This window comes from Pseudomonas citronellolis (genome assembly GCF_029335315.1).
In the GTDB taxonomy this organism is placed as follows: domain Bacteria; phylum Pseudomonadota; class Gammaproteobacteria; order Pseudomonadales; family Pseudomonadaceae; genus Pseudomonas; species Pseudomonas citronellolis_A.
This window is the reverse complement of record NZ_JARJLT010000274.1, coordinates 1-24,080: the sequence shown is the minus strand read 5'-3', so window position 1 is coordinate 24,080 and position 24,080 is coordinate 1. Positions and strand designations below refer to the sequence as shown.

27 protein-coding genes and 1 tRNA gene are annotated in these 24,080 nt (G+C 64.1%); 23 read left to right on the top strand and 5 right to left on the bottom strand.

All coding sequences use genetic code 11. The annotated features are described in order from the left end of the window. Positions 1 to 41 precede the first annotated feature (41 nt). The 3 genes from P3W75_RS20585 to P3W75_RS20575 form a co-directional block, all read right to left on the bottom strand. Positions 42 to 1,487 carry a SulP family inorganic anion transporter gene (locus tag P3W75_RS20585; protein ID WP_276229158.1) on the bottom strand — a complete coding sequence of 482 codons (1,446 nt, stop codon included), beginning with the start codon at positions 1,485 to 1,487 and terminating at the stop codon, positions 42 to 44. A gap of 347 nt (positions 1,488 to 1,834) precedes the next feature. After that, entirely contained in the window at positions 1,835 to 2,188 is a 354-nt protein-coding gene (locus P3W75_RS20580; RefSeq protein ID WP_276229157.1) for a YkgJ family cysteine cluster protein, read from the bottom strand. 43 nt (positions 2,189 to 2,231) lie between these two features. Beyond that, the gene (locus P3W75_RS20575) at positions 2,232 to 2,495 is read right to left on the bottom strand and encodes a hypothetical protein (protein WP_276229156.1); all 264 of its coding nucleotides are present in this window, start codon (positions 2,493 to 2,495) and stop codon (positions 2,232 to 2,234) included. Between the two features lie 625 nt (positions 2,496 to 3,120). Between P3W75_RS20575 and P3W75_RS20570 the strand changes: the two genes are divergently transcribed. The 3 genes from P3W75_RS20570 (at position 3,121) to P3W75_RS20560 (ending at position 5,257) form a co-directional block, all read left to right on the top strand. Continuing rightward, a complete protein-coding gene (locus P3W75_RS20570) occupies positions 3,121 to 3,636 on the top strand; it encodes a hypothetical protein (protein ID WP_276229155.1) in 516 nt (171 codons plus the stop codon). A gap of 82 nt (positions 3,637 to 3,718) precedes the next feature. After that, positions 3,719 to 4,906: an ATP-binding protein gene (locus P3W75_RS20565; RefSeq protein WP_276229154.1), complete on the top strand. Its 1,188-nt coding sequence runs from the start codon at positions 3,719 to 3,721 to the stop codon at positions 4,904 to 4,906. Between the two features lie 114 nt (positions 4,907 to 5,020). After that, positions 5,021 to 5,257 carry a hypothetical protein gene (locus P3W75_RS20560; RefSeq protein ID WP_276229153.1) on the top strand — a complete coding sequence of 79 codons (237 nt, stop codon included), beginning with the start codon at positions 5,021 to 5,023 and terminating at the stop codon, positions 5,255 to 5,257. Positions 5,258 to 5,941: 684 nt separating this feature from the next. On the opposite strand, the gene P3W75_RS20555 is transcribed toward P3W75_RS20560, so the two are convergent. Next, a tRNA-Leu gene (locus P3W75_RS20555) sits at positions 5,942 to 6,027 on the bottom strand. A gap of 103 nt (positions 6,028 to 6,130) precedes the next feature. On the opposite strand from P3W75_RS20555, the gene queA reads away from it, so the two are divergent. The 6 genes from queA to P3W75_RS20525 all read left to right on the top strand — a co-directional run bounded on the left by queA (position 6,131) and on the right by P3W75_RS20525 (position 12,260). Continuing rightward, positions 6,131 to 7,174, top strand: coding sequence for a tRNA preQ1(34) S-adenosylmethionine ribosyltransferase-isomerase QueA (gene queA, locus P3W75_RS20550; protein WP_276229152.1), 1,044 nt, complete (start codon positions 6,131 to 6,133; stop codon positions 7,172 to 7,174). A 12-nt stretch (positions 7,175 to 7,186) separates the two neighbouring features. Beyond that, positions 7,187 to 8,305 carry a tRNA guanosine(34) transglycosylase Tgt gene (gene tgt, locus P3W75_RS20545; protein WP_276229167.1) on the top strand — a complete coding sequence of 373 codons (1,119 nt, stop codon included), beginning with the start codon at positions 7,187 to 7,189 and terminating at the stop codon, positions 8,303 to 8,305. Between the two features lie 38 nt (positions 8,306 to 8,343). Continuing rightward, the gene (gene yajC, locus P3W75_RS20540) at positions 8,344 to 8,682 is read left to right on the top strand and encodes a preprotein translocase subunit YajC (protein WP_276229151.1); all 339 of its coding nucleotides are present in this window, start codon (positions 8,344 to 8,346) and stop codon (positions 8,680 to 8,682) included. Between the two features lie 68 nt (positions 8,683 to 8,750). Next, positions 8,751 to 10,613, top strand: a complete 1,863-nt coding sequence (gene secD / locus P3W75_RS20535) for a protein translocase subunit SecD (protein WP_276229150.1) — start codon at positions 8,751 to 8,753, stop codon at positions 10,611 to 10,613. A 13-nt stretch (positions 10,614 to 10,626) separates the two neighbouring features. Continuing rightward, positions 10,627 to 11,544, top strand: a complete 918-nt coding sequence (gene secF / locus P3W75_RS20530) for a protein translocase subunit SecF (protein WP_276229149.1) — start codon at positions 10,627 to 10,629, stop codon at positions 11,542 to 11,544. 179 nt (positions 11,545 to 11,723) lie between these two features. Then, positions 11,724 to 12,260, top strand: coding sequence for a glycine zipper 2TM domain-containing protein (locus tag P3W75_RS20525; RefSeq protein WP_276229148.1), 537 nt, complete (start codon positions 11,724 to 11,726; stop codon positions 12,258 to 12,260). 205 nt (positions 12,261 to 12,465) lie between these two features. Here P3W75_RS20525 and suhB read toward each other — a convergent pair whose 3' ends face one another. Next, positions 12,466 to 13,281, bottom strand: coding sequence for a type III secretion system regulator SuhB (gene suhB / locus P3W75_RS20520; RefSeq protein WP_276229147.1), 816 nt, complete (start codon positions 13,279 to 13,281; stop codon positions 12,466 to 12,468). Between the two features lie 155 nt (positions 13,282 to 13,436). On the opposite strand from suhB, the gene trmJ reads away from it, so the two are divergent. From trmJ to P3W75_RS20450, 14 genes are all read left to right on the top strand, one after another. After that, complete coding sequence (gene trmJ / locus P3W75_RS20515) at positions 13,437 to 14,216, top strand: tRNA (cytosine(32)/uridine(32)-2'-O)-methyltransferase TrmJ (RefSeq protein ID WP_276229146.1); 780 nt, start codon at positions 13,437 to 13,439, stop codon at positions 14,214 to 14,216. Continuing rightward, entirely contained in the window at positions 14,209 to 14,985 is a 777-nt protein-coding gene (cysE, locus tag P3W75_RS20510) for a serine O-acetyltransferase (protein ID WP_276229145.1), read from the top strand. Before trmJ ends, cysE begins: the two co-directional genes overlap by 8 nt. Before the next feature lie 139 nt (positions 14,986 to 15,124). Then, a complete protein-coding gene (gene iscR / locus P3W75_RS20505) occupies positions 15,125 to 15,622 on the top strand; it encodes a Fe-S cluster assembly transcriptional regulator IscR (protein WP_276229144.1) in 498 nt (165 codons plus the stop codon). A gap of 28 nt (positions 15,623 to 15,650) precedes the next feature. Beyond that, on the top strand, positions 15,651 to 16,865 hold the full coding sequence (locus P3W75_RS20500; protein WP_276229143.1) for an IscS subfamily cysteine desulfurase: 1,215 nt from the start codon (positions 15,651 to 15,653) through the stop codon (positions 16,863 to 16,865). Positions 16,866 to 16,893: 28 nt separating this feature from the next. Continuing rightward, positions 16,894 to 17,280, top strand: coding sequence for a Fe-S cluster assembly scaffold IscU (gene iscU / locus P3W75_RS20495; protein WP_043249574.1), 387 nt, complete (start codon positions 16,894 to 16,896; stop codon positions 17,278 to 17,280). A gap of 26 nt (positions 17,281 to 17,306) precedes the next feature. After that, entirely contained in the window at positions 17,307 to 17,630 is a 324-nt protein-coding gene (gene iscA, locus P3W75_RS20490) for an iron-sulfur cluster assembly protein IscA (protein WP_276229142.1), read from the top strand. An 8-nt stretch (positions 17,631 to 17,638) separates the two neighbouring features. Then, positions 17,639 to 18,160 carry a co-chaperone HscB gene (gene hscB, locus P3W75_RS20485; RefSeq protein ID WP_276229141.1) on the top strand — a complete coding sequence of 174 codons (522 nt, stop codon included), beginning with the start codon at positions 17,639 to 17,641 and terminating at the stop codon, positions 18,158 to 18,160. 45 nt (positions 18,161 to 18,205) lie between these two features. Next, positions 18,206 to 20,065 (top strand): Fe-S protein assembly chaperone HscA, encoded by a 1,860-nt coding sequence (gene hscA, locus P3W75_RS20480; RefSeq protein WP_276229140.1) that lies wholly within the window; start codon positions 18,206 to 18,208, stop codon positions 20,063 to 20,065. Positions 20,066 to 20,071: 6 nt separating this feature from the next. Next, on the top strand, positions 20,072 to 20,410 hold the full coding sequence (gene fdx / locus P3W75_RS20475) for an ISC system 2Fe-2S type ferredoxin (RefSeq protein ID WP_074978979.1): 339 nt from the start codon (positions 20,072 to 20,074) through the stop codon (positions 20,408 to 20,410). A gap of 10 nt (positions 20,411 to 20,420) precedes the next feature. Further along, positions 20,421 to 20,621 carry a Fe-S cluster assembly protein IscX gene (iscX, locus tag P3W75_RS20470; RefSeq protein WP_276229139.1) on the top strand — a complete coding sequence of 67 codons (201 nt, stop codon included), beginning with the start codon at positions 20,421 to 20,423 and terminating at the stop codon, positions 20,619 to 20,621. Between the two features lie 314 nt (positions 20,622 to 20,935). Next, the gene (ndk, locus tag P3W75_RS20465; RefSeq protein WP_276229138.1) at positions 20,936 to 21,367 is read left to right on the top strand and encodes a nucleoside-diphosphate kinase; all 432 of its coding nucleotides are present in this window, start codon (positions 20,936 to 20,938) and stop codon (positions 21,365 to 21,367) included. A 27-nt stretch (positions 21,368 to 21,394) separates the two neighbouring features. Continuing rightward, positions 21,395 to 22,540 carry a 23S rRNA (adenine(2503)-C(2))-methyltransferase RlmN gene (rlmN, locus tag P3W75_RS20460; RefSeq protein ID WP_276229137.1) on the top strand — a complete coding sequence of 382 codons (1,146 nt, stop codon included), beginning with the start codon at positions 21,395 to 21,397 and terminating at the stop codon, positions 22,538 to 22,540. 18 nt (positions 22,541 to 22,558) lie between these two features. Next, positions 22,559 to 23,314: a type IV pilus biogenesis/stability protein PilW gene (gene pilW, locus P3W75_RS20455; protein ID WP_276229136.1), complete on the top strand. Its 756-nt coding sequence runs from the start codon at positions 22,559 to 22,561 to the stop codon at positions 23,312 to 23,314. Next, positions 23,311 to 24,080: helix-turn-helix domain-containing protein (locus P3W75_RS20450; protein WP_276229135.1), on the top strand; the 770-nt coding region annotated here is incomplete at its 3' end. The genes pilW and P3W75_RS20450, both read left to right, overlap by 4 nt.

The window sequence follows — 24,080 nt, the reverse complement described above, 5'->3', positions numbered from 1 at the left end:
TTACATGCAAAGGGTCGCGTGCGACGAGAGCCCGCCGGGGCTCAGCCGTGCTGCACCCCGGCGCGCTTGAGCAACTGTTTGCAGCGCTCGGACAGGTGCTCCACGCGCAGGTGCTTGCCGGCCTTGGCGTAGCGCTCGCGCAGGGTTTTCAGCGCGGCGATCGCCGAGTAGTCGACGAAACTCAGGTGGCGGCAGTCGAGGGTGACCTGCGGCGGGTCGTTGGCCGGGTCGAACTGCTCCAGGAAGGGGGTGGTGGAGGCGAAGAACAGCGTGCCGTGCAGGCGGTAGAGCTTGCTGCCGTCGGCCTCCAGCTGGCTGTCGGCGTAGAGTTCGCGGGCGTGTTTCCAGGCGAAGTCCAGCGCGGCGATGACGATGCCGCACATCACCGCCGTGGCCAGGTCGGTGAACACCGTGATGATGGTCACCGCGATCATCACCAGCACGTCGCTCAGCGGCACCTTCCCCAGCACCCGCAGCGAGGCCCAGGCGAAGGTCTGCTGGGACACCACGAACATCACCCCGACCAGCGCCGCCAGCGGAATGCGCTCGATCAGCGGGGAGAGGAACAGCACGAAGAGCAGGATCATCACCCCGGCGACCACCCCGGACAGCCGGCCGCGCCCGCCGGAGCTGAGGTTGATCACGGTCTGGCCGATCATGGCGCAGCCGCCCATGCCGCCGAACAGACCGGAGGCGATGTTGGCCGCGCCCAGCGCCAGGCACTCGCGGTCGGGGTAGCCGCGGCTCTGGGTGAATTCGTCGGTGAGGTTGAGGGTCAGCAGGGTTTCCAGCAGGCCGACCAGGGCCATCAGCACCGCATAGGGCACGACGATCCGCAGCGTCTCCAGGTCCCACGGCACCTGCGGCAGGGCGAAGGCGGGGAGGCCGCCGGCGATGTGCGCCATGTCGCCCAGGGTGCGGGTCGGCAAGCCGAACAGGTACACCAGCAGGCCGACGCCGAGGATCGCCACCAGCGCCGGCGGCACCGCGCGGGTCAGCTTCGGCAGCAGGTAGACGATGGCCATGGTCAGCGCCACCAGGCCGAGCATCAGGTACAGTGGTGAGCCGCTGAGCCAGGCCTCGCCGGTCTTGAAATGTTCCAGCTGGGCCAGGGCGATGACGATCGCCAGGCCGTTGACGAAGCCCAGCATCACCGGGTGCGGCACCATGCGCACCAGCTTGCCCAGGCGCAGCAGGCCGAAGGCGATCATCACCAGCCCGCCGAGCAGCACGGTCGCCAGCAGGTACTGCACGCCGTGCTGCACCACCAGCGCCACAATCACCACGGCCATGGACCCGGCGGCGCCGGAAACCATCCCCGGACGGCCGCCGAACAGGGCGGTGATCGTGCACAGGATGAAGGCGCCGTACAGGCCCATCAGCGGATTGAGGTGAGCCACCAGGGCGAAGGCGATGCACTCGGGCACCAGCGCGAAGGACGTGGTGAGGCCGGCCAGGATGTCGGCGCGCAGACGGGCGGGTTTCATGGCGTTCCTGAGGTCTGGACCGGCGCGGCCGGTCGCGGGTGGTGCGGATTGAGGACGCGCATGGTACGGAATCGAAGTCGCCTGGACCAGCCCGGTGCCCTGCTGGGTCAGCGCTCTGTCGGTCTACAGGTGCCGTCTGACCTGTTTCAGGACGACCAGGGCGTATGGGATGCCGAGTAGGGGAGAGCGGGAATGGAAACCCGACGTCGTACGCGGGCCTCGGTGCATTGGCCAATGGTAGATAACCGCGAACGGTTATGCGCCCTGGTTTCCCGCCTTCTGCGAAGCAGGGCATCGCTTACGTGAACAGCATTGCCGCGTTGCGCGACTTTTCGGTTCCCGGCGACTTAAACCAGGACCTGTCGCGTGCTGGCGATCAGTTGATGGACTTGCCGCACCACCGACTCATCGGTAGGTACCTCAGGTCCTCTCCCTTCTGGGCACGGCATGCTGGGCGTGGTCCCGAACAGCCTGCAGATAAGTGGACGCTGCTCATAGGCCTCGCATCCATTGGGACCAAGGTGCACGCAATTCCACGCGGCCAGGGCCGCGGCATGTTCAGCCTCGCTTCTTGCCGGCAAGCGAGCCATCTCCTCTGAGCACGCAGTGACCGGCCCGCAGCAGTCGTGGCAACCAGGCTTGCATTCGAAGCCGGGGATTTTCCGACGCAGTTGATCAACCCTGCGACTAACACCGTTCATATTTCGCTTCTTGGTTTGGGCGGCTGACTGTTCAAGGTGGCACTCAGGCTTCGAGCACGTCCAGCAAGACCCATGGCTTGAAGCCCTTTGCTCGGGCTGCCTTCTCTGCCTCCAGGATCGCGTCGGTGCGACTCAACGAACGCGAATGGTGTTCGTATCTGAAAGCAGGCCCACCCTCTCCGCGCACACTCAGGATGACCAGGTACCCACGCATAGGGTTGCTGGCCTCACGGGTTGCCTTGGACTTCTGAGGCGCGATGCCCAGCGACTCACGCATCTGTCGCTCAAGGTCTTCAAATTGCGGCATCTACAAGGCTCCGACGAAAAGGAGGCGGAGTCTATCTGATCCACCCCTCGGAAGCTTGCTGCTGTTCTGCCGTACCCACCGCTTCACGTCCACAGCGGACCCCGTTTCATCGACCGCACCGTGCCGCAGGGGCGTGGCGGCTCAGGGAAGTCTGGCTGGGTGGCCACGCGCTACCCTACCGGGTCGTCAAGGAGCATAGTGCCATTGCGGCCAATGAAGTGGCGCGCCGCTTCAATGCGAGTCGCCCCAGCCAGGTGTGGTGCGGGGTGTGGCGTACTCCAGGCTCGCAGCTCACCGGGCGTGCGCTGCTTCCTGCTTTCACGGCGATCTCCAAGGCGGTCGATCTCTGCGACCGTCACCCCTTGGCAGTCTTCGCGCCAACGGAAACAAAAAAGCCTGCAAGAACAGTGTCTTGCAGGCTTTGTTTGGTACTGGGAGAGACTCGAAGAGTTGGCTGTGTGCCTTTGTTCGAGGGAGTTTCGATATTTTAGGTTTGTGATCTACTCACAAATCTACTCACTTTTGTGAAAGTGCATGCTGGTGCTCGGAGCGGGACTCGATCCTGAAGGGGTGACTCTGCCGTTTTTGTGATGGCAGAATGAGGCCAAACTGACAAGGAGGTCGCATGCGCGCCATTTCCCTTTCTGCCCTGGCTTTCATCACCGCGGCAACCATCAGCGGTTGTACCACTCGGGTCGCCGATCTGACGGTGGCAAGCTCGAAGAACATCAATCTCCATTCCACCGCACTCTCCACAGGCAAGCGCGTCGAGGGCAGCGACAGCGTGGGCGTCGTTCTCTTCCCGCTCGGTCAGCCGAACGTCAAGACCGCCATCGATCGCGCTGTCGAGAAGGACAAATGCGCCGTTGGGCTTTCTGACGTCGTGATCGACCAGGAATTCTTTGCTTTCATCTTCGGGTACGTGAAGTACAACGTGAAAGGTAACCTCATCATCGACAACGAGCAGCCTGGATGCGGTGGCTATGCTCAGACCTACCGCCAGCAGCCGTCGAGCAATTGGCAGACTCCGGCAAGCCCCTACAGCGTCAGAGATCAACGGCTTCAGCAGCTCCAGCAGCAGCAAAACAGCTTGAGCTACGAGGAGTACCAGCGGCGCTATAGGCAGATCATGGGGCCGTGATCCCACTCATCTACATACTATTTACAGAATTTAGGCAGTTTATGAAAATCTCATAAACTATCTAATCTCCATAGAGGCCAACATGGACCCGATCCGAAACCCCTATTCGCCTGGGGCAGGAACCCCTCCTCCTGAATTGGCAGGGAGGGATGCCGTTAGAGAGCAGGTGAGAATTGCGCTGGGAAGGCTTTTACACAGAAAGCCGACTAAGAGCGTAATGCTTGTCGGGCTACGTGGCGTCGGTAAAACCGTGCTCCTGGATCAGATGAGACTTGATGCCGAAGCCTCCGGCGTCAAGACGATCCGGATTGAAGCTCCTGAAGGACGTTCACTGCCAGCCATGCTGGCCCCGCAGCTTCGTATAGCCCTTCTCTCCCTGAGTCGCATTGAGGCAGCGAAGGACAAAGCAGTTACCGCACTAAGAGCTCTGGCAGGCTTCGCAAGCAAGCTCAAAGTCACCTTCAACGACATAGAGGTAGGCCTTGATTACGATCCAGAGCCAGGCCTCGCAGACAACGGCGACCTAGAGGGTGATCTCGCCGTTCTTCTTGAGAATGCTGGTATAGCTGCCATGGAGGCAGGAACTGTTCTTGCAATCTTCATTGATGAACTTCAGTACGTTGAAGAAGGCCAAATGGCAGCTCTGATATCGGCTCTCCATCGCTGCGCACAGCAACGGCTTCCAGTGACAGTAATTGGTGCTGGACTGCCCCAATTGAGGGGAAGGATGGGCGAAGCCAAGTCTTATGCTGAGAGGCTTTTTGATTTCCCTGCGATCGGGGCTCTTGCCGAAAACGATGCGGCACTGGCGATCGTGAAACCAGCGCAGGACGAGGGTGTCGAGGTGGAGGAGCCCGCTGCCAAGAAGATAGTCATGGAGACAAAGGGGTATCCCTATTTCCTGCAGGAGTGGGGAAAACATGCCTGGGACATCGCCGATAGCAGCCCGATATCCCTAGAAGATGTTACAAGAGCATCCGGAGTGGCGATCGCGGCTTTGGATGAAAGCTTCTTCAGGGTGCGCTTCGACCGCCTCACTCCTGCGGAGAAGAAGTACCTTAGAGCTATGGCTGATCTCGGAGCTGGTCCGCACAGATCCGGCGATATAGCTGACCGTCTAGGGCGGTCATCCCAATCTTTAGGCCCGGCGCGCAGCAGCTTGATCGCGAAGGGGATGGTCTGGAGTCCAAACCACGGAGACACTGCATTCACTGTCCCGCTGTTCGATGAGTTCATGAAGCGCATCATGCCAGGCGATGATTGGCTTTAAAGAAGGCCCCGCACCCGCGGGGCTTTTCGTTTCTGGCACGGAGCAGTAACCTGATCTGCTGTGCATAGCATGGCGAGCCGCCTCTTGGCGCGCTCCATCTGCTGGAAATGCACCATGAGCAGAAGCCGTCAAAAGACACCCATGTGTGGGATTACCACCGCAGCCAGTGAGCGCTTCGACAAGCAAACCTGGCACCGCGCCTTCCGCAAAGCCGAGCGCCAACGCCTGGCCATCGCACCACTCTCCGAGCCACACCACTTCCGCGAGTTCAGCGACGACTGGACGATGAACAAGGATGGCAAATGCTATTGGGGGGGTGAATACCTTGGTGCCAAATGGCTGCGGAAATAGCTTTCCTCGCTCTGGCACACCCATGGCTTATTCAGTGCTAGCTGCTAGAGCCACTGCAATGCCAGCCTTGTCTTTCGATCCACTCAGTTTGCAGATGCTCTAGTCACCATGGAGGCCATTTATTGCAGGCGACTGGCTTTCTTATCGCCCATGCGGAAGGTGGTGAGTGATAAGCCGTTTCTCTGCTGTGTCTGCTCGATTTGGGAGTTGAGTGTCTCTTGGAATGCGGAAAACCTTTGGGGGTCTCCAATGCACTGCTTGCGGATCGAGACTTCTTTTTCCAGTGCAGCATTGCGCTTCAACTGGGCTGTTATCAGATCCGAGCTCGCCAACGGTTGCTGCTGATCGGCGGTTGGGGGCTTTTTTCTTCAGCTGGAGGAGGCGCCAAAGCTTGCTGCCGTAGTGATCTCGACGCGAAGGCTGAGGGGCGAGTGGCGGTACAGCTTCTCCTTTGGCTTGGCGGTGCGGACTGCGGAGTCTGTGAGAGGCGCGGCATCCCCTAGAAGCCACGTCAGGCGCAGATCATGTGGCCTGGTATGAGTAGAGGTTCAGGGCCGAACTGGCTCTACTCTCAATGAGCTGCGCTTACAAGGAATACCCGGGAACTATGGGCACAAAAAAACCGGCTGAGAGGCCGGTTTTTTTGTGTCTCGGGTCGTCCTGGGATGGCTCGAAACTATGTGGTGGTGCCCCGGGAGAGACTCGAACTCTCACTCTGTCGCCAGAAACGGATTTTGAATCCGCCGCGTCTACCATTCCGCCACCGAGGCAATGGCGCGGCAGTATAGGGAGGCGTCGGTGACCGGTCAATCCACTTGCGTGGCGAGGGCAGCGCATTTCCAGTAAGATACTCGGCCCTTCGAGATATGCCCCATGCGCGTCACCGACTTCCATTTCGAACTGCCCGAGGCGTTGATCGCCCGCCATCCGCTCGCTGAACGTCGCGCCAGCCGCCTGCTGGTGCTGGACGGGCCGAGCGGCGCCCTCAGCCACCGCCATTTCGCCGACCTGCTGGAATATCTGCGGCCGGGCGATCTGATGGTGTTCAACAACACCCGGGTGATCCCGGCGCGCCTGTTCGGCCAGAAGGCTTCCGGCGGCAAGCTGGAAATTCTCGTCGAGCGCGTGCTGGACAGCCGCCGCGTGCTGGCCCACGTGCGTTCCAGCAAGTCGCCCAAGCCGGGGTCGAAGATCCTCATCGACGGCGGCGCCGAGGCCGAGATGCTGCAGCGCCACGACGCACTGTTCGAGCTGGGCTTCGCCGAGGACGTGCTGCCGCTGCTGGAGCGGGTCGGGCACATGCCGCTGCCGCCTTATATAGACCGCCCCGACGAAGACGCCGATCGCGAGCGCTACCAGACCGTCTACGCCGAGCGCGCCGGCGCCGTGGCCGCGCCTACCGCCGGGCTGCATTTCGACCAGGGCCTGCTCGACGCCATCCGCGAGAAGGGCGTGGACACCGCCTTCGTCACCCTGCATGTGGGCGCCGGCACCTTCCAGCCGGTGCGCGTGGAGCGCATCGAAGACCACCACATGCACAGCGAGTGGCTGGAAGTGGGCCAGGACGTGGTCGACGCCGTGGCCGCCTGCCGCGCGCGCGGCGGCCGGGTGATCGCCGTCGGCACCACCAGCGTGCGCTCGCTGGAGAGCGCGGCGCGCGACGGCGAGCTCAAGCCGTTCAGCGGCGACACCGACATTTTCCTGTTCCCCGGCCGGCCGTTCCATGTGGTCGACGCCCTGGTGACCAATTTCCACCTGCCCGAGTCGACCCTGCTGATGCTGGTGTCGGCCTTCGCCGGCTACCCGCAGACCATGGCCGCCTACGCCGCCGCGGTGGACGGGCAGTACCGCTTCTTCAGCTACGGTGATGCCATGTTCATCACCCGCAATCCCGCGCCGCGCGGGCCCGAGGACTGATCCATGAGCTTCATGAAGTTCGAACTGCTGGCCACCGACGGCAAGGCCCGGCGCGGCCGCCTGAGCTTCCCCCGTGGCGTGGTCGAGACCCCGGCGTTCATGCCGGTGGGTACCTACGGCACGGTCAAGGGCATGCTCCCGCGCGACATCGAGGACATCGGCGCGCAGATCATCCTCGGCAACACCTTCCACCTGTGGCTGCGCCCGGGCACCGAGGTGATCGCCAAGCACGGCGACCTGCACGACTTCATGCAGTGGAAGGGACCGATCCTCACCGATTCCGGCGGTTTCCAGGTGTTCAGCCTGGGCGCCCTGCGCAAGATCAAGGAAGAGGGCGTGTACTTCGCCTCGCCGGTGGACGGCGCCAAGGTCTTCATGGGGCCCGAGGAATCCATGGCCGTGCAGCGCGCGCTGGGCTCGGACATCGTGATGATCTTCGACGAATGCACCCCGTACCCGGCCGAGTTCGACGTGGCCAAGCGTTCCATGGAGCTGTCGCTGCGCTGGGCCAAGCGCTCGAAGATCGCCCATGGTGACAGCCCTTCCGCGCTGTTCGGCATCGTTCAGGGTGGCATGCACGAGGAATTGCGCATGCGTTCGCTGGAAGGCCTGCAGGAAATCGGCTTCGACGGCCTGGCCATCGGCGGCCTGTCGGTGGGCGAGCCGAAGGAAGAGATGATCCGTGTGCTGGACTTCCTGCCGCCGCGCATGCCGGCCGACAAACCCCGTTACCTGATGGGGGTGGGCAAACCCGAGGACCTCGTGGAAGGTGTGCGCCGCGGCGTCGACATGTTCGACTGCGTGATGCCCACGCGCAACGCGCGTAACGGTCATCTGTTCGTCGATACCGGGGTCATCAAGATCCGCAACGCCGTGCACAAGCACGACGAATCGCCGCTGGACCCGACCTGCGATTGCTACACCTGCAAGCACTTCTCCCGCGCCTATCTCTACCACCTGGACAAGTGCGGCGAAATGCTCGGCAGCATGCTCAATACCATCCACAACTTGCGGCATTATCAGCGGGTTATGGCTGGTTTGCGCGAGGCAATCCAACAGGGTACATTGGCCGCCTTTGTCGACGCCTTCTATGCCAAACGCGGCCTTCCGACGCCGCCGTTGGGCGATTGATCCGATTATCGAAAAGAATATAGAGACAGGAGTATCCGATGAGCTTTCTGATTCCCGCCGCTTACGCTGACGCCGCCGCTCCGGCCGCCGCAGGCCCGGTCGGCACTGGTTTTGAGTGGGTGTTCCTGGTCGGCTTCCTGGTCATCTTCTACCTGATGATCTGGCGCCCGCAGGCCAAGCGCAACAAGGAGCACAAGAACCTCCTGTCCAACCTGCAGAAGGGCGATGAAGTCGTCACTTCCGCCGGTATCGCCGGCAAGGTGCTGAAAGTCGCCGAAGACTTCGTGGTCGTCGAAGTCGCCGACAACGTCGAGCTGAAGTTCCAGAAGGGCGCCATCGCCGCGACCCTGCCGAAAGGCACGCTCAAGGCCATCTGAGTTCCAGGCAACAGAAAACCAATAGACGGGGCGCACGAAGCGCCCCGCGTCATAAACGGGCGGTCTCAATGCTCAACAAATATCCCCTGTGGAAATACCTGCTGATCCTGGCGGTGCTTGCCGTCGGTTTCATCTATTCCGCACCCAACCTCTACCCGGACGATCCGGCCGTGCAGATCAGTGGCGCCAGCAGCGCGCTGCAGATCACCCAGGCTGACATCGACAAGGCCAGCAAGGCGCTGACCGACGCGGGCATCGCCGTCAAGGCTGGCAGCCTCGGCAAGAACAGCGGCCTGATCCGCCTGGCCAAGCAGGAAGACCAGCTTCCCGCCAAGGACATCGTGCGTCGCGCCATGGGCGACGACTACGTGGTCGCGCTCAACCTGGCGCAGACCACCCCGAACTGGCTGCGCTCCATCGCCGCCCACCCGATGAAGCTGGGCCTCGACCTCTCCGGCGGCGTGCACTTCCTCCTCGAAGTGGACATGGACAAGGCTGTCGACGCCCGCCTGAACGTCTACGAAAGCGAGATCAAGAGCGCCCTGCGCAAGGAGCGCCTGCGCTACCGCAGCCTGCCGGTGCAGGATCGCGCCATCCAGCTGGGCTTCACCGACGACGAATCGCTGAACAAGGCCAAGGCGCTGATCGCCAAGGACTACCGCGATTTCGAGGTGACCCAGGATTCGCGCAACGACATGCAGGTGCTGCGCCTGGCCATGACCCAGGCCAAGCTCGCCGAGATCCGCGAATACTCGATCAAGCAGAACCTCACCACCGTGCGCAACCGCGTCAACGAGCTGGGCGTGTCCGAGCCGCTGGTGCAGCGCCAGGGCGCCAACCGCATCGTGGTCGAACTGCCGGGCGTGCAGGACACCGCCGAAGCCAAGCGTATCCTCGGCAAGACCGCGAACCTGGAGTTCCGCCTGGCCGCCGACGCCGACGCTGTCAAATCGGCCACCGAGACCTTCGAATTCCGCGAGCCGCGCCGCCCGCCGGTGGCTCTGGAGCGCAGCGTGATCATCACCGGTGACCAGGTCACCGACGCCAGCGCCAGCTTCGACGAGAACGGTCGCCCGCAGGTGAACATCCGCCTCGACGGCCATGGCGGCGAGCTGATGAACCGCGCCACTCGCAACAATGTCGGCCGCAGCATGGCCGTGGTGTTCATCGAGCAGAAGCCGATCACCCGCTACACCAAGCAGGTGGTCGACGGCGTCGAGCAGGAAGTCGCGGTCCCGGCCTTCAAGGAAGAGAAGAAGATCATCAGCCTGGCGACCATCCAGTCCGCCCTCGGCAACCAGTTCCGCATCACCGGCCTCGACGGCCCGGGCGAATCCTCGGAACTGGCCCTGCTGCTGCGCGCCGGTGGCCTGGCCGCGCCGATGTACTTCGCCGAAGAACGCACCATCGGCCCGAGCCTGGGTGCCGACAACATCGCCAAGGGCATCGACGCCTCCCTGTGGGGCATGGTGTTCGTGTCGCTGTTCATCATCGTCATCTACCGCTTCTTCGGTGTGATCGCCACCGTCGCCCTGGCCTTCAACATGGTCCTGCTGGTGGCGCTGATGTCGATCCTCGGCGCGACCCTGACGCTGCCCGGCATCGCCGGTATCGTGTTGACCATGGGTATGGCGGTGGACGCCAACGTGCTGATCTTCTCGCGGATACGCGAGGAGCTGGCCGGCGGCATGTCGGTACAGCGCGCCATCCATGAAGGCTTCAGCCGTGCCTTCACGGCGATCGTCGACGCCAACCTGACCTCGCTGCTGGTCGGCGGCATTCTCTACGCCATGGGCACCGGCCCGGTGAAGGGCTTCGCCGTCACCATGTCGCTCGGCATTCTCACCTCGATGTTCACGGCCATCATGGTCACCCGCGCAATGGTCAACCTGATCTTCGGCGGGCGTGACTTCAAGAAGCTGTGGATCTAAGGGGGATCATGAGATGAATATCAAGATCGGTACCATCAACTTCATGGGCGTGCGCAACATCGCGTTCGCCCTCACTCTGATCCTTACCCTGATCGCCCTCGGCAGCTGGTTCACCAAGGGTCTCAACTTCGGCCTGGACTTCACCGGCGGCACGCTGATCGAGCTGAACTACCAGCAGCCGGCGGACCTGGCCAAGGTCCGCGAGGAACTGGGCAAGGCCGGTTACCACGAGGCCGTGGTGCAGAGCTTCGGCGATACCAAGGACGTGCTGGTGCGCATGCCCAGCGAAGACCCGGAGCTGGGCAAGAAGGTCGCCGGCGCCCTGCAGGCCGCCGACACCGCCAACCCGGCCAGCCTGAAACGCGTGGAATACGTCGGCCCGCAGGTCGGCGAGGAACTGCGCGACCAGGGTGGCCTGGGCATGCTCCTGGCGCTGGGCGGCATCCTGATCTACGTCGGTTTCCGCTTCCAGTGGAAGTTCGCCCTGGGCGCGATCCTCTCGCTGATCCACGACGTGATCATCGTGATGGGCGTGCTGTCGTTCTTCCAGGTCACCTTCGACCTCACCGTGCTCGCCGCGGTGCTGGCGGTGGTGGGCTACTCGCTGAACGACACCATCGTGATCTTCGACCGGGTGCGCGAGAACTTCCGCGTGCTGCGCAAGGCCAGCCTGATCGAGAACATCAACATCTCGACCAGCCAGACCCTGCTGCGCACCATGGCCACCTCGATCTCCACCTTGCTGGCGATCGCCGCGCTGCTGTTCTTCGGTGGCGACAACCTGTTCGGCTTCTCCATCGCCCTGTTCGTCGGTGTGTTGGCCGGTACCTACTCGTCGATCTACATCGCCGACGTGGTGCTGATCTGGCTGAAACTGTCGGCCGAGGACCTGATCCCGCCGCAGACCAAGGAAGTCGACGACCGCCCCTGAGGCTTGGTCGCCGTATGAAAAACTCCCGCCCCGGCGGGAGTTTTTCTTTGTGCCGAAAGCCGTGTGTCGGTTTTGAGTGGTCTTTCACAACGCACTGCAGGAACTTTCTTAAGAATTTCCTGCTCCAAGGCAGGGAATAAGGCGGAAGCCTGAATGAACGGAAAAGCCAGGAGGTTTATGTGAACAAGTCGTTGCTCATCGGTACCGTGTTGGGCGCAGTCGGCGTTACGGCAGGTGGAGCGGTGGCCACGTACAGCCTGGTCGACCATGGTCCGCAGTACGCCGAAGTGGTCGCTGTCCAGCCGGTCAAGGAAACCATCAAGACGCCGCGTCAGGTCTGCAAGGATGTCGCCGTCACCCACCAGCGCCCGGTCAAGGACCAGCACCAGATCGCCGGTACGGCCATTGGTGCCATCGCCGGCGGCCTGCTGGGCAACCAGATCGGCGGCGGCAAGGGCAAGACCCTGGCTACCGTGGCTGGTGCCGTCGGCGGTGGCTACGCCGGCAACAAGGTGCAGGAAGGCATGCAGGAGCGTGACACCTACACCACCACCGAAACCCGCTGCAGCACCGTGAATGACACCAGCGACAAGGTCGTCGGCTACGACGTCAAGTACATGCTCGACGGCAAGGCCGGCCAGGTCCGCATGGACCGCGATCCGGGCAGCCAGATTCCGGTCGACAAGAGCGGCCGGCTGATCCTCAGTCAGCAATAAGCTCGACCCGCTACAGAAAGGCGCCCCATGGGGCGCCTTTTTCGTTTCCGTGTAGGGCGTACAACCGTTCGCGGTTATCCGCCGTCGGTTGGGGCGTGTAGGAGTGGGCCACGCTCGCGATCGCGCGCATGGCGCACTTCTACAGGTCGTGCGGCAGGCACAAAAAAGCCCGGCACAAGGCCGGGCTTTTCCATTCCGTCGAGGCTCAGCGCTTGAGCGACGGCGGCAGGTGCGGCTGGATGGTGGTCAGCAGCGCCTTGAAGCACTTGGTGTTGCCGGCCACGATGTGGCCCTTCTCGAGGAATTCGTGGCTGCCGGTGAAGTCGCTCACCAGGCCGCCGGCTTCCTGCACCAGCAGGGCGCCAGCCGCCATGTCCCACTCGGACAGGCCGAATTCCCAGAAGGCGTCGAAGCGGCCGGCCGCGACGTAGGCCAGGTCCAGGCTGGCGGCGCCGGCGCGGCGGATGCCGGCGGTCTGGCCGACCAGGCTACGGAACATGCCCAGGTAAGCGTCGAGGTTGTCCAGCTGGCTGTCGCGGAACGGGAAGCCGGTGCCCAGCAGGGCGCCGTCCAGGCTCTTGCGGTTGCTCACCCGCAGGCGGCGGCCGTTCAGCGCGGCGCCACGGCCACGGCTGGCGGTGAATTCTTCCTGGCGCACCGGGTCGAGGACCACGGCGTGCTCAAGGCGACCCTTGTACTTGCAGGCGATGCTCACGGCGAAGTGCGGGACGCCGTGGATGAAGTTGGTGGTGCCGTCCAGCGGATCGATGATCCACAGGTAATCGGCGCCTTCGCCGCTGCCTTCCAGGTAGCCGCCTTCCTCGCCCATGATGCCGTGGTTCGGGTAGGCCTTGCGCAGGGCGGTGACGATGCTCAGCTCGGCGGCGCGGTCGACTTCGGTGACGTAGTCTTTGGCGTCTTTTTCGTTGACCGAGAGGGTGTCCAGGCGTTCGATGGAGCGGAAGATCAGTTCACCAGCGCTGCGAGCGGCGCGCAGGGCGATATTCAGCATGGGCTGCATGGAGTGGTCACCTGGGTCGTGTTAAAGAAAGCCGAACATTCTACCAGAAATCCACGACGCTCATAGCGCGGCCTGTCGCTTGCGTGGCGCAAGACCCAGCGCTGCGGTAGGATTCCGTTCCTTTTTTCGTTTCGCCTTATGTGTGGAGAGCGTCGTTGCTCGACAGAATTCGCGTGGTGCTGGTCAATACCAGCCATCCCGGCAACATCGGCGGTACCGCCCGGGCCATGAAGAACATGGGCCTGTCGCGGCTGGTGCTGGTCGATCCGATGGACTTCCCCAGTGGCGAGGCGGTCGCCCGCGCCTCGGGGGCGACCGACATCCTCGACAGCGCCCAGGTGGTGCCGACCCTGGAGGACGCCCTGGTCGGCTGCAGCCTGGTGCTCGGCACCAGCGCGCGCGACCGGCGCATCCCCTGGCCGCTGCTCGATCCCCGCGAGTGCGCGACCACCAGCCTGCAGCACGCCCAGCAGGGCGGCGAGGTGGCGCTGGTGTTCGGCCGCGAGTACGCGGGTTTGACCAATGACGAATTGCAGCGTTGCCAGTTCCACGTGCACATTCCCGCCAACCCCGAGTTCAGTTCGCTGAACCTGGCGACGGCGGTCCAGGTGCTCGCCTATGAAGTGCGCATGGCCTGGCTGGCCGCCGAGGGGCAGCCGACCAAGCAGGAAAAGCTGGAAACCACGGCGATGCTCAACAGCCTGCCGGTGACCGCCGACGAGCTGGAGCGCTTCTACTCGCACCTGGAATCCACCCTGGTGGATATCGGCTTCCTGGACCCGGAAAAGCCGCGCCACCTGATGTCGCGCCTGCGCCGCCTGTACGGCCGCGCCGGGGTCAGCAAGCTGGAGATGAACATTCTCCGGGGCGTTCTCACCGAAACACAGAAGGCCGCGCGGGGCGCGGCTGGCAAGCGGAGTGACGAAGATGTTTGAGCGTGTGCGCGAAGATATCCAGAGCGTATTCCACCGCGATCCGGCAGCGCGCAATGCCTTTGAAGTGCTCACCTGCTATCCGGGCCTGCACGCCGTATGGCTGCATCGCCTGGCCAACCCGCTGTGGCGCTCGGGCTGGAAGCTGCTGGCGCGCATGGTGTCGAACTTCGGTCGCTGGATGACCGGCATCGAGATTCATCCGGGGGCGAAGATCGGCCGGCGCTTCTTCATCGACCACGGCATGGGCATCGTCATCGGCGAAACCGCCGAGATTGGCGACGACGTGACCATCTACCAGGGCGTGACCCTGGGCGGCACCAGCTGGAACAAGGGCAAGCGCCATCCGACCCTGGCCGACGGCGTGGTGGTCGGCGCCGGCGCCAAGGTGCTCGGTCCGTTCACCGTCGGCGCCGGGGCCAAGGTCGGCTCCAACGCCGTGGTCACCAAGGAAGTGCCGCCGGGCGCCACCGTGGTCGGCATTCCCGGGCGGATCATCATGAAGGATGACGCCGAGCAGCAGGCCAAGCGCCAGGCCATGGCCGAGAAGCTCGGCTTCGACGCCTATGGCGTCAGCCAGGACATGCCCGACCCGGTGGCCCGCGCCATTGGTCAGTTGCTCGACCATCTGCAGGCGGTCGACGGTCGCCTGGAGGGCATGTGCAAGGCCCTCACCGCGCTCGGCAGCGACTACTGCGCCAAGGATCTTCCGGAGTTGCGCGAGGAGGATTTCGCCGGGGTCAAGGACAGCGAGGGCAAGGCGGCGCGCTGATGCGCCGCCAGCGTTTTCCTGCTACATTATGCCGCCCTTCCCTGGCTAATCCCGAGTAAATCGATAGGTCTTATAGTTGACTTAAATACTCGGAAATGGCATCCTTTCGCCAGTCCAGTGATCTTTTCGGGAATGTTCCATGCGTTTGACCACCAAAGGCCGCTATGCCGTGACCGCCATGCTCGACCTGGCGTTGCATGCCCAGCGTGGTCCGGTTTCCCTGGCAGACATTTCCGAGCGCCAGGGCATCTCCCTGTCCTATCTCGAACAGCTCTTCGCCAAACTGCGCCGCGGCAACCTGGTCACCAGCGTCCGCGGTCCGGGTGGCGGCTACCAGCTGTCCCGCGACATGGCCGGTATCCATGTGGCCCAGGTGATCGACGCGGTCAACGAATCGGTCGACGCCACGCGCTGCCAGGGGCAGGGCGACTGCCACTCCGGCGACACCTGCCTGACCCACCACCTGTGGTGCGACCTCAGCCAGCAGATTCACGAGTTCCTCAGCGGCATCAGCCTGGCCGACCTGGTCGAGCGCCGGGAGGTTCAGGAAGTCGCTCAGCGCCAGGATGAGCGTCGTTGCAGAGGCACCGGCAAGCAGCCGAGCCTCGATAAGATTGAAGCGTCCGCCATCGATTGAGCGAGCGCCTGCCTGTAGGAGTTACCTGATGAAATTGCCGATCTACCTCGACTACTCCGCTACCACCCCGGTGGACCCGCGTGTTGCTCAGAAGATGGCTGACTGCCTGCTGGTGGACGGCAACTTCGGCAACCCGGCCTCGCGCTCCCACGTCTTCGGCTGGAAGGCCGAGGAAGCGGTAGAGAACGCCCGCCGCCAGGTCGCCGAACTGGTCAATGCCGACCCCCGCGAGATCGTCTGGACCTCCGGCGCCACCGAATCCGACAACCTTGCCATCAAGGGCGTCGCGCACTTCTATGGCAGCAAGGGCAAGCACATCGTCACCTCGAAGATCGAGCACAAGGCGGTGCTGGACACCACCCGCCAGCTGGAGCGCGAAGGCTTCGAAGTGACCTACCTCGACCCTACCGAGGAAGGCCTGATCACCCCGGCCATGGTCGAGGCGGCGCTGCGTGAAGACACCATCCTGGTCTCGATCATGCACGTGAACAACGAGATCGGCACCATCAACGACATCGCCGGCATCGGCGAGCTGACCCGCGCCCGCGGCATCCTGTTCCATGTCGACGCCGCGCAGTCCACCGGCAAGGTCGACATCGACCTGGAGAAGCTGAAGGTCGACCTGATGTCCTTCTCTGCGCACAAGACCTACGGTCCCAAGGGCATCGGCGCCCTGTACGTGCGCCGCAAGCCGCGCGTGCGCCTGGAAGCCCAGATGCACGGTGGCGGCCACGAGCGCGGCATGCGTTCGGGCACCCTGGCGACCCACCAGATCGTCGGCATGGGCGAGGCTTTCCGTATCGCCAAGGAAGAGATGCACGTCGAGAACGAGCGCATCCGCGCCCTGCGTGATCGCTTCTACGCCAAGCTCGAAGGCCTGGAAGAGCTGTACGTCAACGGCAGCATGACCCAGCGCGTGCCGCACAACATGAACGTCAGCTTCAACTACGTCGAAGGCGAGTCGCTGATCATGGCCCTGAAGGACCTCGCCGTGTCCTCCGGTTCGGCCTGCACCTCCGCCTCCCTGGAGCCGTCCTACGTCCTGCGCGCCCTGGGCCGCAACGACGAGCTGGCGCACAGCTCCATCCGTTTCACCTTCGGTCGCTTCACCACCGAGGAAGAAGTCGACTACGCCGCCGCCAAGTCGGTGGAAGCCGTTTCCAAGCTGCGCGATCTGTCGCCGCTGTGGGACATGTTCAAAGAGGGTGTCGACCTGTCCAAGGTCGAATGGCAGGCCCACTGACCCGCCCCGTAGAAAGTGAGGATTAGCCATGGCATACAGTGACAAGGTCATCGACCACTACGAAAACCCGCGCAACGTCGGCAAGCTCGACGCCGAGGACCCGGATGTCGGCACCGGCATGGTCGGCGCGCCGGCCTGCGGCGACGTGATGCGCCTGCAGATCAAGGTCAACGAGCAGGGCGTCATCGAAGACGCCAAGTTCAAGACCTACGGCTGCGGCTCGGCCATCGCCTCCAGCTCCCTCGCCACCGAGTGGATGAAGGGCAAGACCCTGGACGAGGCCGAGGCCATCAAGAACACCACCATCGCCGAAGAGCTGGCCCTGCCGCCGGTGAAGATCCACTGCTCGGTACTCGCGGAAGACGCCATCAAGGCCGCCGTCCACGACTACAAGCAGAAGAAGGGTCTGCTCTAACCGCTTTCGCTGAGTAAGGAGTTCCCATGGCCATCAGCATGACCGAAGCCGCCGCCAAGCATGTCCAGCGCTCCCTCGAGGGGCGCGGCAAGGGCGAGGGCATTCGCCTTGGCGTGCGCACCACCGGGTGTTCCGGCCTGGCCTACGTACTCGAGTTCGTCGATGAGCTGGCGGCCGAGGACCTGGTCTACGAGAGCTACGGTGTGAAGGTCATCATCGACCCGAAAAGCCTGGTTTACCTCGACGGCACCGAGTTGGACTTCACCAAGGAAGGCCTCAACGAGGGCTTCAAGTTCAACAACCCGAACGTTCGTGGCGAGTGCGGCTGCGGCGAAAGCTTCAACGTCTGAGGTCGGGTGTGGGCAGTCCCTGTCACTTCGCGCTGTTCGACCTGCAGCCGGCGTTCCGCCTCGATCTGGAGGACCTCGGCCAGCGCTACCGTGAGCTGGTTCGCAGCGTCCACCCGGATCGCTTCGCCGACGCTTCCGAGCGCGAACAGCGCGTGGCGCTGGAGCGCGCCGCCGAGCTCAACGACGCCTACCAGACGCTGAAGAGCTCGCCGCGTCGGGCCCTGTACCTGCTGTCCCTGCGGGGTCAGGCACTGCCGCTGGAAGCGACGGTGCAGGACCCGGAATTCCTCCTGCAGCAGATGCAGCTGCGCGAGGAGCTGGAAGACCTGCAGGACAGCGCCGACCTGGATGGCGTGGCCGCCTTCAAGCGCCGCCTGAAGGCCGCCCAGCTGGTTCTGGAAGATGGTTTCGCCGCCTGCTGGGACGACGCCGCGCGCCGCCCGGAAGCGGAGCGCCTGGTGCGCCGCATGCAGTTTCTCGACAAGCTCGCGCAGGAAGTGCGCCAGCTCGAAGAGCGACTCGACGATTAATCCGCGTGGCTCGCGCCGCGCCCGTTACGCCTGATTAGAAACCGCATGGTCCTACTGCAGATCGCCGAGCCCGGACAGAGCCCCCAGCCGCACCAGCGCCGGCTGGCCGTGGGTATCGACCTGGGCACCACCAACTCCCTGGTCGCCGCCGTGCGCAGCGGCACCACCGCGCCGCTGGCCGACGCCGAAGGTCGGGTGATCCTGCCCTCGGCGGTACGCTACCTGGCCGATCGCGTCGAAGTCGGCGAGTCGGTCAAGCGCGGCGCCGCCGAAGACCCGCTGAACTCCATCCTCTCGGTCAAGCGCCTGATGGGTCGTGGCCTGGAAGACGTGAAGCAGCTCGGCGGGCAATTGCCCTACCGCTTCACCCAGGGCGAGTCGCATATGCCGTTCATCGAGACCGTGCAGGGCCCGAAAAGCCCGGTCGAGGTCTCCGCGGAAATCCTCCGCGCGCTGCGCCAGCGCGCCGAAGCCACCCTCGGCGGTGAGCTGGTCGGCGCGGTCATCACGGTGCCGGCGTATTTCGACGACGCCCAGCGCCAGGCCACCAAGGACGCCGCGCGCGTCGCCGGCCTGCACGTGCTGCGCCTGCTCAACGAGCCCACCGCCGCCGCGGTCGCCTATGGCCTGGACAAGAACGCCGAGGGCGTCGTGGCCATCTATGACCTGGGTGGTGGCACCTTCGACATTTCCATCCTGCGCCTGACCCGTGGCGTCTTCGAAGTCCTGGCCACCGGCGGCGACAGCGCCCTGGGCGGCGACGACTTCGACCATGCCGTGGCTGGCTGGATCATCCAGCAGGCAGGGATTTCCGACGACCTCGACCCGGGCAGCCAGCGCCAGTTGCTGCAGACCGCCTGCGCGGCGAAGGAAGCCCTGACGCTGAACGACAGCGTCGAGGTCGCCCATGGCGACTGGCGCGGCCGGCTCGACCGGGCGCAGCTCGACGCGCTGATCGAACCCTTCATCGTCCGCAGCCTCAAGGCCTGCCGTCGCGCCGTGCGTGATTCCGGCATCGAGCTGGAAGAGGTTGGCGAAGTGGTCATGGTCGGTGGTTCCACCCGCGTGCCGCGCGTGCGCCAGGCGGTGGGCGAGCTGTTCGGTCGCGAGCCGCTGACCGACATCGACCCCGACCAGGTGGTGGCCATCGGCGCCGCCATCCAGGCCGACGCCCTGGCCGGCAACAAGCGCGGCGAAGAGCTGCTCTTGCTGGACGTCATCCCGCTGTCCCTGGGCCTCGAGACCATGGGCGGGCTGATGGAGAAGGTGATTCCGCGCAACACCACCATCCCGGTGGCCCGCGCCCAGGAGTTCACCACCTACAAGGATGGCCAGACGGCCATGATGATTCACGTGCTGCAGGGCGAGCGCGAGCTGGTCAAGGACTGCCGGTCCCTGGCGCGCTTCGAGCTGCGCGGCATTCCGCCGATGGTCGCCGGCGCGGCGAAGATCCGCGTCAGCTTCCAGGTGGACGCTGACGGCCTGCTGGCTGTGTCGGCCCGCGAGATCAGCTCCGGCGTCGAGGCGAGCATCCAGGTCAAGCCGTCCTACGGCCTGACCGACGGCGAGATCGCCCGCATGCTGCAGGACTCCTTCCAGAACGCCGGCGACGACATGAACGCCCGCGCCCTGCGCGAGCAGCAGGTCGAGGCGGAGCGCCTGCTCGAAGCCGTGCGCTCGGCGCTGGAGGTCGACGGTGAGCGCCTGCTCGACGCCGACGAGCGCCTGGCCATCGACGCCAGCATGCAAACCCTGCGCGACCTGGCGAGCGGCAACGACACCGCCGCCATCGAGCAGCAGATCAAGCGTCTGTCCCAGGTGACCGACGCCTTCGCCGCGCGACGGATGGATGCTTCCGTCAAGGCCGCCCTGGCCGGCCGCCGGCTCAACGAAATCGAGGAATAAGCGAAGATGCCGCAGATCGTATTTCTGCCCCACCCCGAGCACTGCCCGGAAGGTGCGGTGGTAGAGGCCCAGCCGGGCGAGACCATCCTCAAGGCTGCGCTGCGCAACGGCATCGATATCGAGCACGCCTGCGAGATGTCCTGTGCCTGCACCACCTGCCACGTGGTGGTGCGCGAGGGCTTCAACTCCATGGAGCCGTCCGACGAGCTGGAAGACGACATGCTCGACAAGGCCTGGGGCCTGGAGCCCGATTCGCGCCTGTCGTGCCAGGCGGTGGTGGCGGACGAGGACCTGGTGGTGGAGATTCCGAAATACACCATCAACCAGGTTTCCGAAGGTCATTGAGGGAGCGGACATGAGCCTGAAATGGACCGATGTGCTGGAAATCGCCATCCAGCTGGCTGAAAGCAAGCCCGACGTGGACCCACGCTACGTCAACTTCGTCGACCTGCACAACTGGGTCGTCGGCCTGCCGGACTTCAGCGACGACCCCAAGCGGGGCGGCGAGAAGGTCCTGGAAGCCATCCAGGGCGCCTGGATCGAAGAAGCCGAGTGAAATCGAGCCTTCTGTAGGAGCGAGCAAGCTCGCTCCTGCGAGTGATTTCCCGTCGCCTGCCGGTGCTGGCCCGCGGCCTGCTCTTATGCTTTTTCCCGAACCCGCGTATAATTCGCGGGTTTTATCTTTAGGTGATTGGCCGGGTGCCCCCAGGGGGTTGGTCGTCACCTGCCGGCGCGCCTGGCGCGTACCGGTTTCCGCGCGTGCCAGCCTCGGCTGCCGCTGTCGCGCGGCTCACCCTGAATCACAGAAGCTCCTGGGCTCGCCCAGGGGCTTCTCGGCATTACCAACCTTGCTTTTCGGAGTTATTCCAAATGGCCCTGCAACGTACCTTCTCCATCATCAAGCCCGACGCCGTCTCCAAGAACGTCATCGGCGAAATCCTGACCCGCTTCGAGAAGGCCGGTCTGCGTGTCGTCGCTTCCAAGATGGTCCAGCTGTCCGAGCGCGAAGCCGGTGGCTTCTACGCCGAACACAAAGAGCGTCCCTTCTTCAAGGACCTGGTTTCCTTCATGACCTCCGGTCCGGTCGTCGTTCAGGTTCTGGAAGGCGAAGACGCCATCCTGAAAAACCGTGAACTGATGGGCGCCACCGATCCGAAGAAAGCCGACGCCGGTACCATCCGCGCCGATTTCGCCGTTTCCATCGACGAAAACGCCGTTCACGGTTCCGACTCGGAAGCTTCGGCTGCCCGTGAAATCGCCTACTTCTTCTCCAGCACCGAGGTGTGCGAGCGCATTCGCTGATCCAGGCGAATGAGCGAGGGTGAATCCATGACTGATACCGCTGTAAAGGCCAACCTGCTGGGCATGACCAAGCCCCAGCTCGAGGAATTCTTCGAGTCCATCGGTGAAAAGCGCTTCCGCGCAGGCCAGGTGATGCAATGGATTCACCACTTTGGCGCCGAGGATTTCGACGCCATGACGAACGTCGGCAAGGCCTTGCGCGAAAAGCTCAAGGCCTGCGCCGAGATTCGTGGTCCGGAAGTGGTCAGCCAGGACATCTCCACCGACGGCACCCGTAAATGGGTGGTGCGGGTGGCGTCCGGCAGCTGCGTCGAGACCGTGTACATCCCGCAGAACGGCCGTGGCACGCTGTGCGTGTCGTCCCAGGCCGGCTGCGCCCTGGATTGCAGCTTCTGCTCCACCGGCAAGCAGGGCTTCAACAGCGACCTGACCGCCGCCGAGATCATCGGCCAGGTGTGGATCGCCAACAAATCCTTCGGCACCGTGCCCGCCAAGATCGACCGCGCCATCACCAACGTAGTGATGATGGGCATGGGCGAGCCGCTGCTGAACTTCGACAACGTCGTCCCCGCCATGAACATCATGATGGAGGACTTCGGCTATGGCATCTCCAAGCGCAAGGTGACCCTGTCCACCTCCGGCGTGGTGCCGATGATCGACAAGCTCGGCGAAGTCACCGACGTGTCCCTCGCGCTGTCGCTGCACGCGCCCAACGACGAGCTGCGCAACCAGCTGGTGCCGATCAACAAGAAGTATCCCCTCGCGGTGCTGCTGGACGCCTGCCAGCGCTACATCACCCGCCTGGGCAAGGAGCGCGTGCTGACCGTCGAGTACACCCTGCTCAAGGATGTCAACGATCAACCCGAGCACGCTGAGCAGATGATCGCATTGCTCAAGGAAATTCCTTGCAAGATCAACCTGATTCCGTTTAATCCGTTCCCCCATTCCGGTTACGAGCGGCCGAGCAACAATGCCATCCGCCGTTTCCAGGACCTGTTGCACAAGGGCGGCTTCAACGTCACCGTACGCACCACGCGTGGCGACGACATCGACGCCGCCTGCGGCCAACTGGTCGGCCAGGTGATGGACCGTACCCGGCGCAGCGAGCGTTACATCGCCGTGCGCCAGCTGGCGGCCGAGGCCGAGCAGACGCCGAACGCCAATCGAAACTGATCTCGAGGGAGGACTCCGATGACCTTGCGCGCCGCGCTGTTCGTACTGTTGGCTAGCATGCTGGCGGGTTGCGTGACGACCGGGAAGCCGGACCCCCTGAGTACCACCAAGGGCCGCGAAGAGGCCCGCGACGCCTACATCCAGCTGGGCATCGGCTACCTGCAGAACGGCAACACCGAGCAGGCCAAAGTGCCGCTGCGCCAGGCCCTGGAGCTGGACTCCTCGAGCGCCGACGCCCACGCCGCGCTGGCCCTGGTGTACCAGACCGAGATGGAGCCCAAGCTGGCCGAGGACGAGTACCGCAAGGCGCTTTCCTCGCGCTCCGAAGCGCGCATCTGGAACAACTACGGCGGCTTCCTGTTCGAGCAGAATCGTTACGACGAAGCCGTGAAGGCCTTCGAGAAGGCCGCCGACGACAGCCTCTATCCCGGCCGTTCGCGGGTCTTCGAGAACCTCGGCCTGGTCAGCCTCAAGCTGAACCAGCGCGACCAGGCCAAGCAGTATTTCGAGAAGGCGCTGCGCCTGAACCGCCGGCAGCCCAGCGCACTGCTGGAGATGTCGCAGCTGTCCTACGACGAGCGCCAGTACGTGCCGGCGCGCGACTATTACAACGATTACCTGAAGCAGGGACAGCAGAACGCCAAGAGCCTGCTGCTGGGGGTGCGTCTGGCCAAGGTCTTTGACGACAAGGACACCGCCGCCAGCTACGGCCTGCAGCTCAAGCGCCTGTATCCCGCATCTCCCGAATACCAGGCATACCAGGCAGAGAAATGATGAAGACGTCGCAGCCAGAGGTCGTTGCAGCGACCCGCGCCAATCCGGGTGAAGCCTTGCGCCAGGCGCGCGAGGGCAAGGGCTGGTCGAGTTCCCAGGTGGCCGGGCAACTGAACCTCACCGAGAACTCCCTGCGCCAGCTGGAACTGGGCAACTTCGACCAGTTGCCGGGGCACACCTTCGCCCGCGGCTACGTGCGCGCCTACGCCAAGCTGCTGGGCATGGACCAGGCGCAGATGGTCAGCGCCTTCGACCAGTACACCGGCACCAACGCCACCGGCAGCGAAGTGCAGAGCCTGGGCCGCGTCGCCGAGCCGATGCGCCTGTCGCGCAACCTGCTGCGCCTGTTCAGCCTGCTGCTGCTGGCCCTGCTGGTGGGCTTCGGCTATTTCTGGTGGCAGGAACGCTCCGGGCGCAACGTCGCCGAGAACAGCGGCCTGAACATGGAGCACGTCGAGGTCGAGAGCGCCGACGGCACCACCGAAGTGCACAGCCTCGACGAGCCGGAAGACCAGGCCGTGGCCCAGGACCAGGCCAATACCCCGGCCGTGCCGACCGAGCCCGCTGGCGATCCCGCCGCCGCCGAACCCGGCCAGGCCGCCGAAACCCCGGCCGAGCAGGCCGCCGCGCCGAGCGCCGCGCCCGCCAGCCCTGCCAGCGCCGCCGTACCGGCCGCGCCCGCCGTCGCAGCGCCTGCCGCTCCGGTCGTGCCGGCCGCCCCGGCTGTTCCCGCTACGCCGGCCACCGCCGCTCCCGCCCAGCCCGC

Excerpts from the sequence above, each read along its gene's own strand:
- P3W75_RS20585 (WP_276229158.1), bottom strand. The coding sequence starts at position 1,487 with ATGAAACCCGCCCGTCTGCGCGCCGACATCCTGGCCGGCCTCACCACG.
- P3W75_RS20580 (WP_276229157.1), bottom strand. The coding sequence starts at position 2,188 with ATGAACGGTGTTAGTCGCAGGGTTGATCAACTGCGTCGGAAAATCCCC.
- P3W75_RS20575 (WP_276229156.1), bottom strand. The coding sequence starts at position 2,495 with ATGCCGCAATTTGAAGACCTTGAGCGACAGATGCGTGAGTCGCTGGGC.
- P3W75_RS20570 (WP_276229155.1), top strand. The coding sequence starts at position 3,121 with ATGCGCGCCATTTCCCTTTCTGCCCTGGCTTTCATCACCGCGGCAACC.
- P3W75_RS20565 (WP_276229154.1), top strand. The coding sequence starts at position 3,719 with ATGGACCCGATCCGAAACCCCTATTCGCCTGGGGCAGGAACCCCTCCT.
- P3W75_RS20560 (WP_276229153.1), top strand. The coding sequence starts at position 5,021 with ATGAGCAGAAGCCGTCAAAAGACACCCATGTGTGGGATTACCACCGCA.
- queA (WP_276229152.1), top strand. The coding sequence starts at position 6,131 with ATGCGCGTCACCGACTTCCATTTCGAACTGCCCGAGGCGTTGATCGCC.
- tgt (WP_276229167.1), top strand. The coding sequence starts at position 7,187 with ATGAAGTTCGAACTGCTGGCCACCGACGGCAAGGCCCGGCGCGGCCGC.
- yajC (WP_276229151.1), top strand. The coding sequence starts at position 8,344 with ATGAGCTTTCTGATTCCCGCCGCTTACGCTGACGCCGCCGCTCCGGCC.
- secD (WP_276229150.1), top strand. The coding sequence starts at position 8,751 with ATGCTCAACAAATATCCCCTGTGGAAATACCTGCTGATCCTGGCGGTG.
- secF (WP_276229149.1), top strand. The coding sequence starts at position 10,627 with ATGAATATCAAGATCGGTACCATCAACTTCATGGGCGTGCGCAACATC.
- suhB (WP_276229147.1), bottom strand. The coding sequence starts at position 13,281 with ATGCAGCCCATGCTGAATATCGCCCTGCGCGCCGCTCGCAGCGCTGGT.
- cysE (WP_276229145.1), top strand. The coding sequence starts at position 14,209 with ATGTTTGAGCGTGTGCGCGAAGATATCCAGAGCGTATTCCACCGCGAT.
- iscR (WP_276229144.1), top strand. The coding sequence starts at position 15,125 with ATGCGTTTGACCACCAAAGGCCGCTATGCCGTGACCGCCATGCTCGAC.
- P3W75_RS20500 (WP_276229143.1), top strand. The coding sequence starts at position 15,651 with ATGAAATTGCCGATCTACCTCGACTACTCCGCTACCACCCCGGTGGAC.
- iscU (WP_043249574.1), top strand. The coding sequence starts at position 16,894 with ATGGCATACAGTGACAAGGTCATCGACCACTACGAAAACCCGCGCAAC.
- iscA (WP_276229142.1), top strand. The coding sequence starts at position 17,307 with ATGGCCATCAGCATGACCGAAGCCGCCGCCAAGCATGTCCAGCGCTCC.
- hscA (WP_276229140.1), top strand. The coding sequence starts at position 18,206 with ATGGTCCTACTGCAGATCGCCGAGCCCGGACAGAGCCCCCAGCCGCAC.
- fdx (WP_074978979.1), top strand. The coding sequence starts at position 20,072 with ATGCCGCAGATCGTATTTCTGCCCCACCCCGAGCACTGCCCGGAAGGT.
- iscX (WP_276229139.1), top strand. The coding sequence starts at position 20,421 with ATGAGCCTGAAATGGACCGATGTGCTGGAAATCGCCATCCAGCTGGCT.
- ndk (WP_276229138.1), top strand. The coding sequence starts at position 20,936 with ATGGCCCTGCAACGTACCTTCTCCATCATCAAGCCCGACGCCGTCTCC.
- rlmN (WP_276229137.1), top strand. The coding sequence starts at position 21,395 with ATGACTGATACCGCTGTAAAGGCCAACCTGCTGGGCATGACCAAGCCC.
- pilW (WP_276229136.1), top strand. The coding sequence starts at position 22,559 with ATGACCTTGCGCGCCGCGCTGTTCGTACTGTTGGCTAGCATGCTGGCG.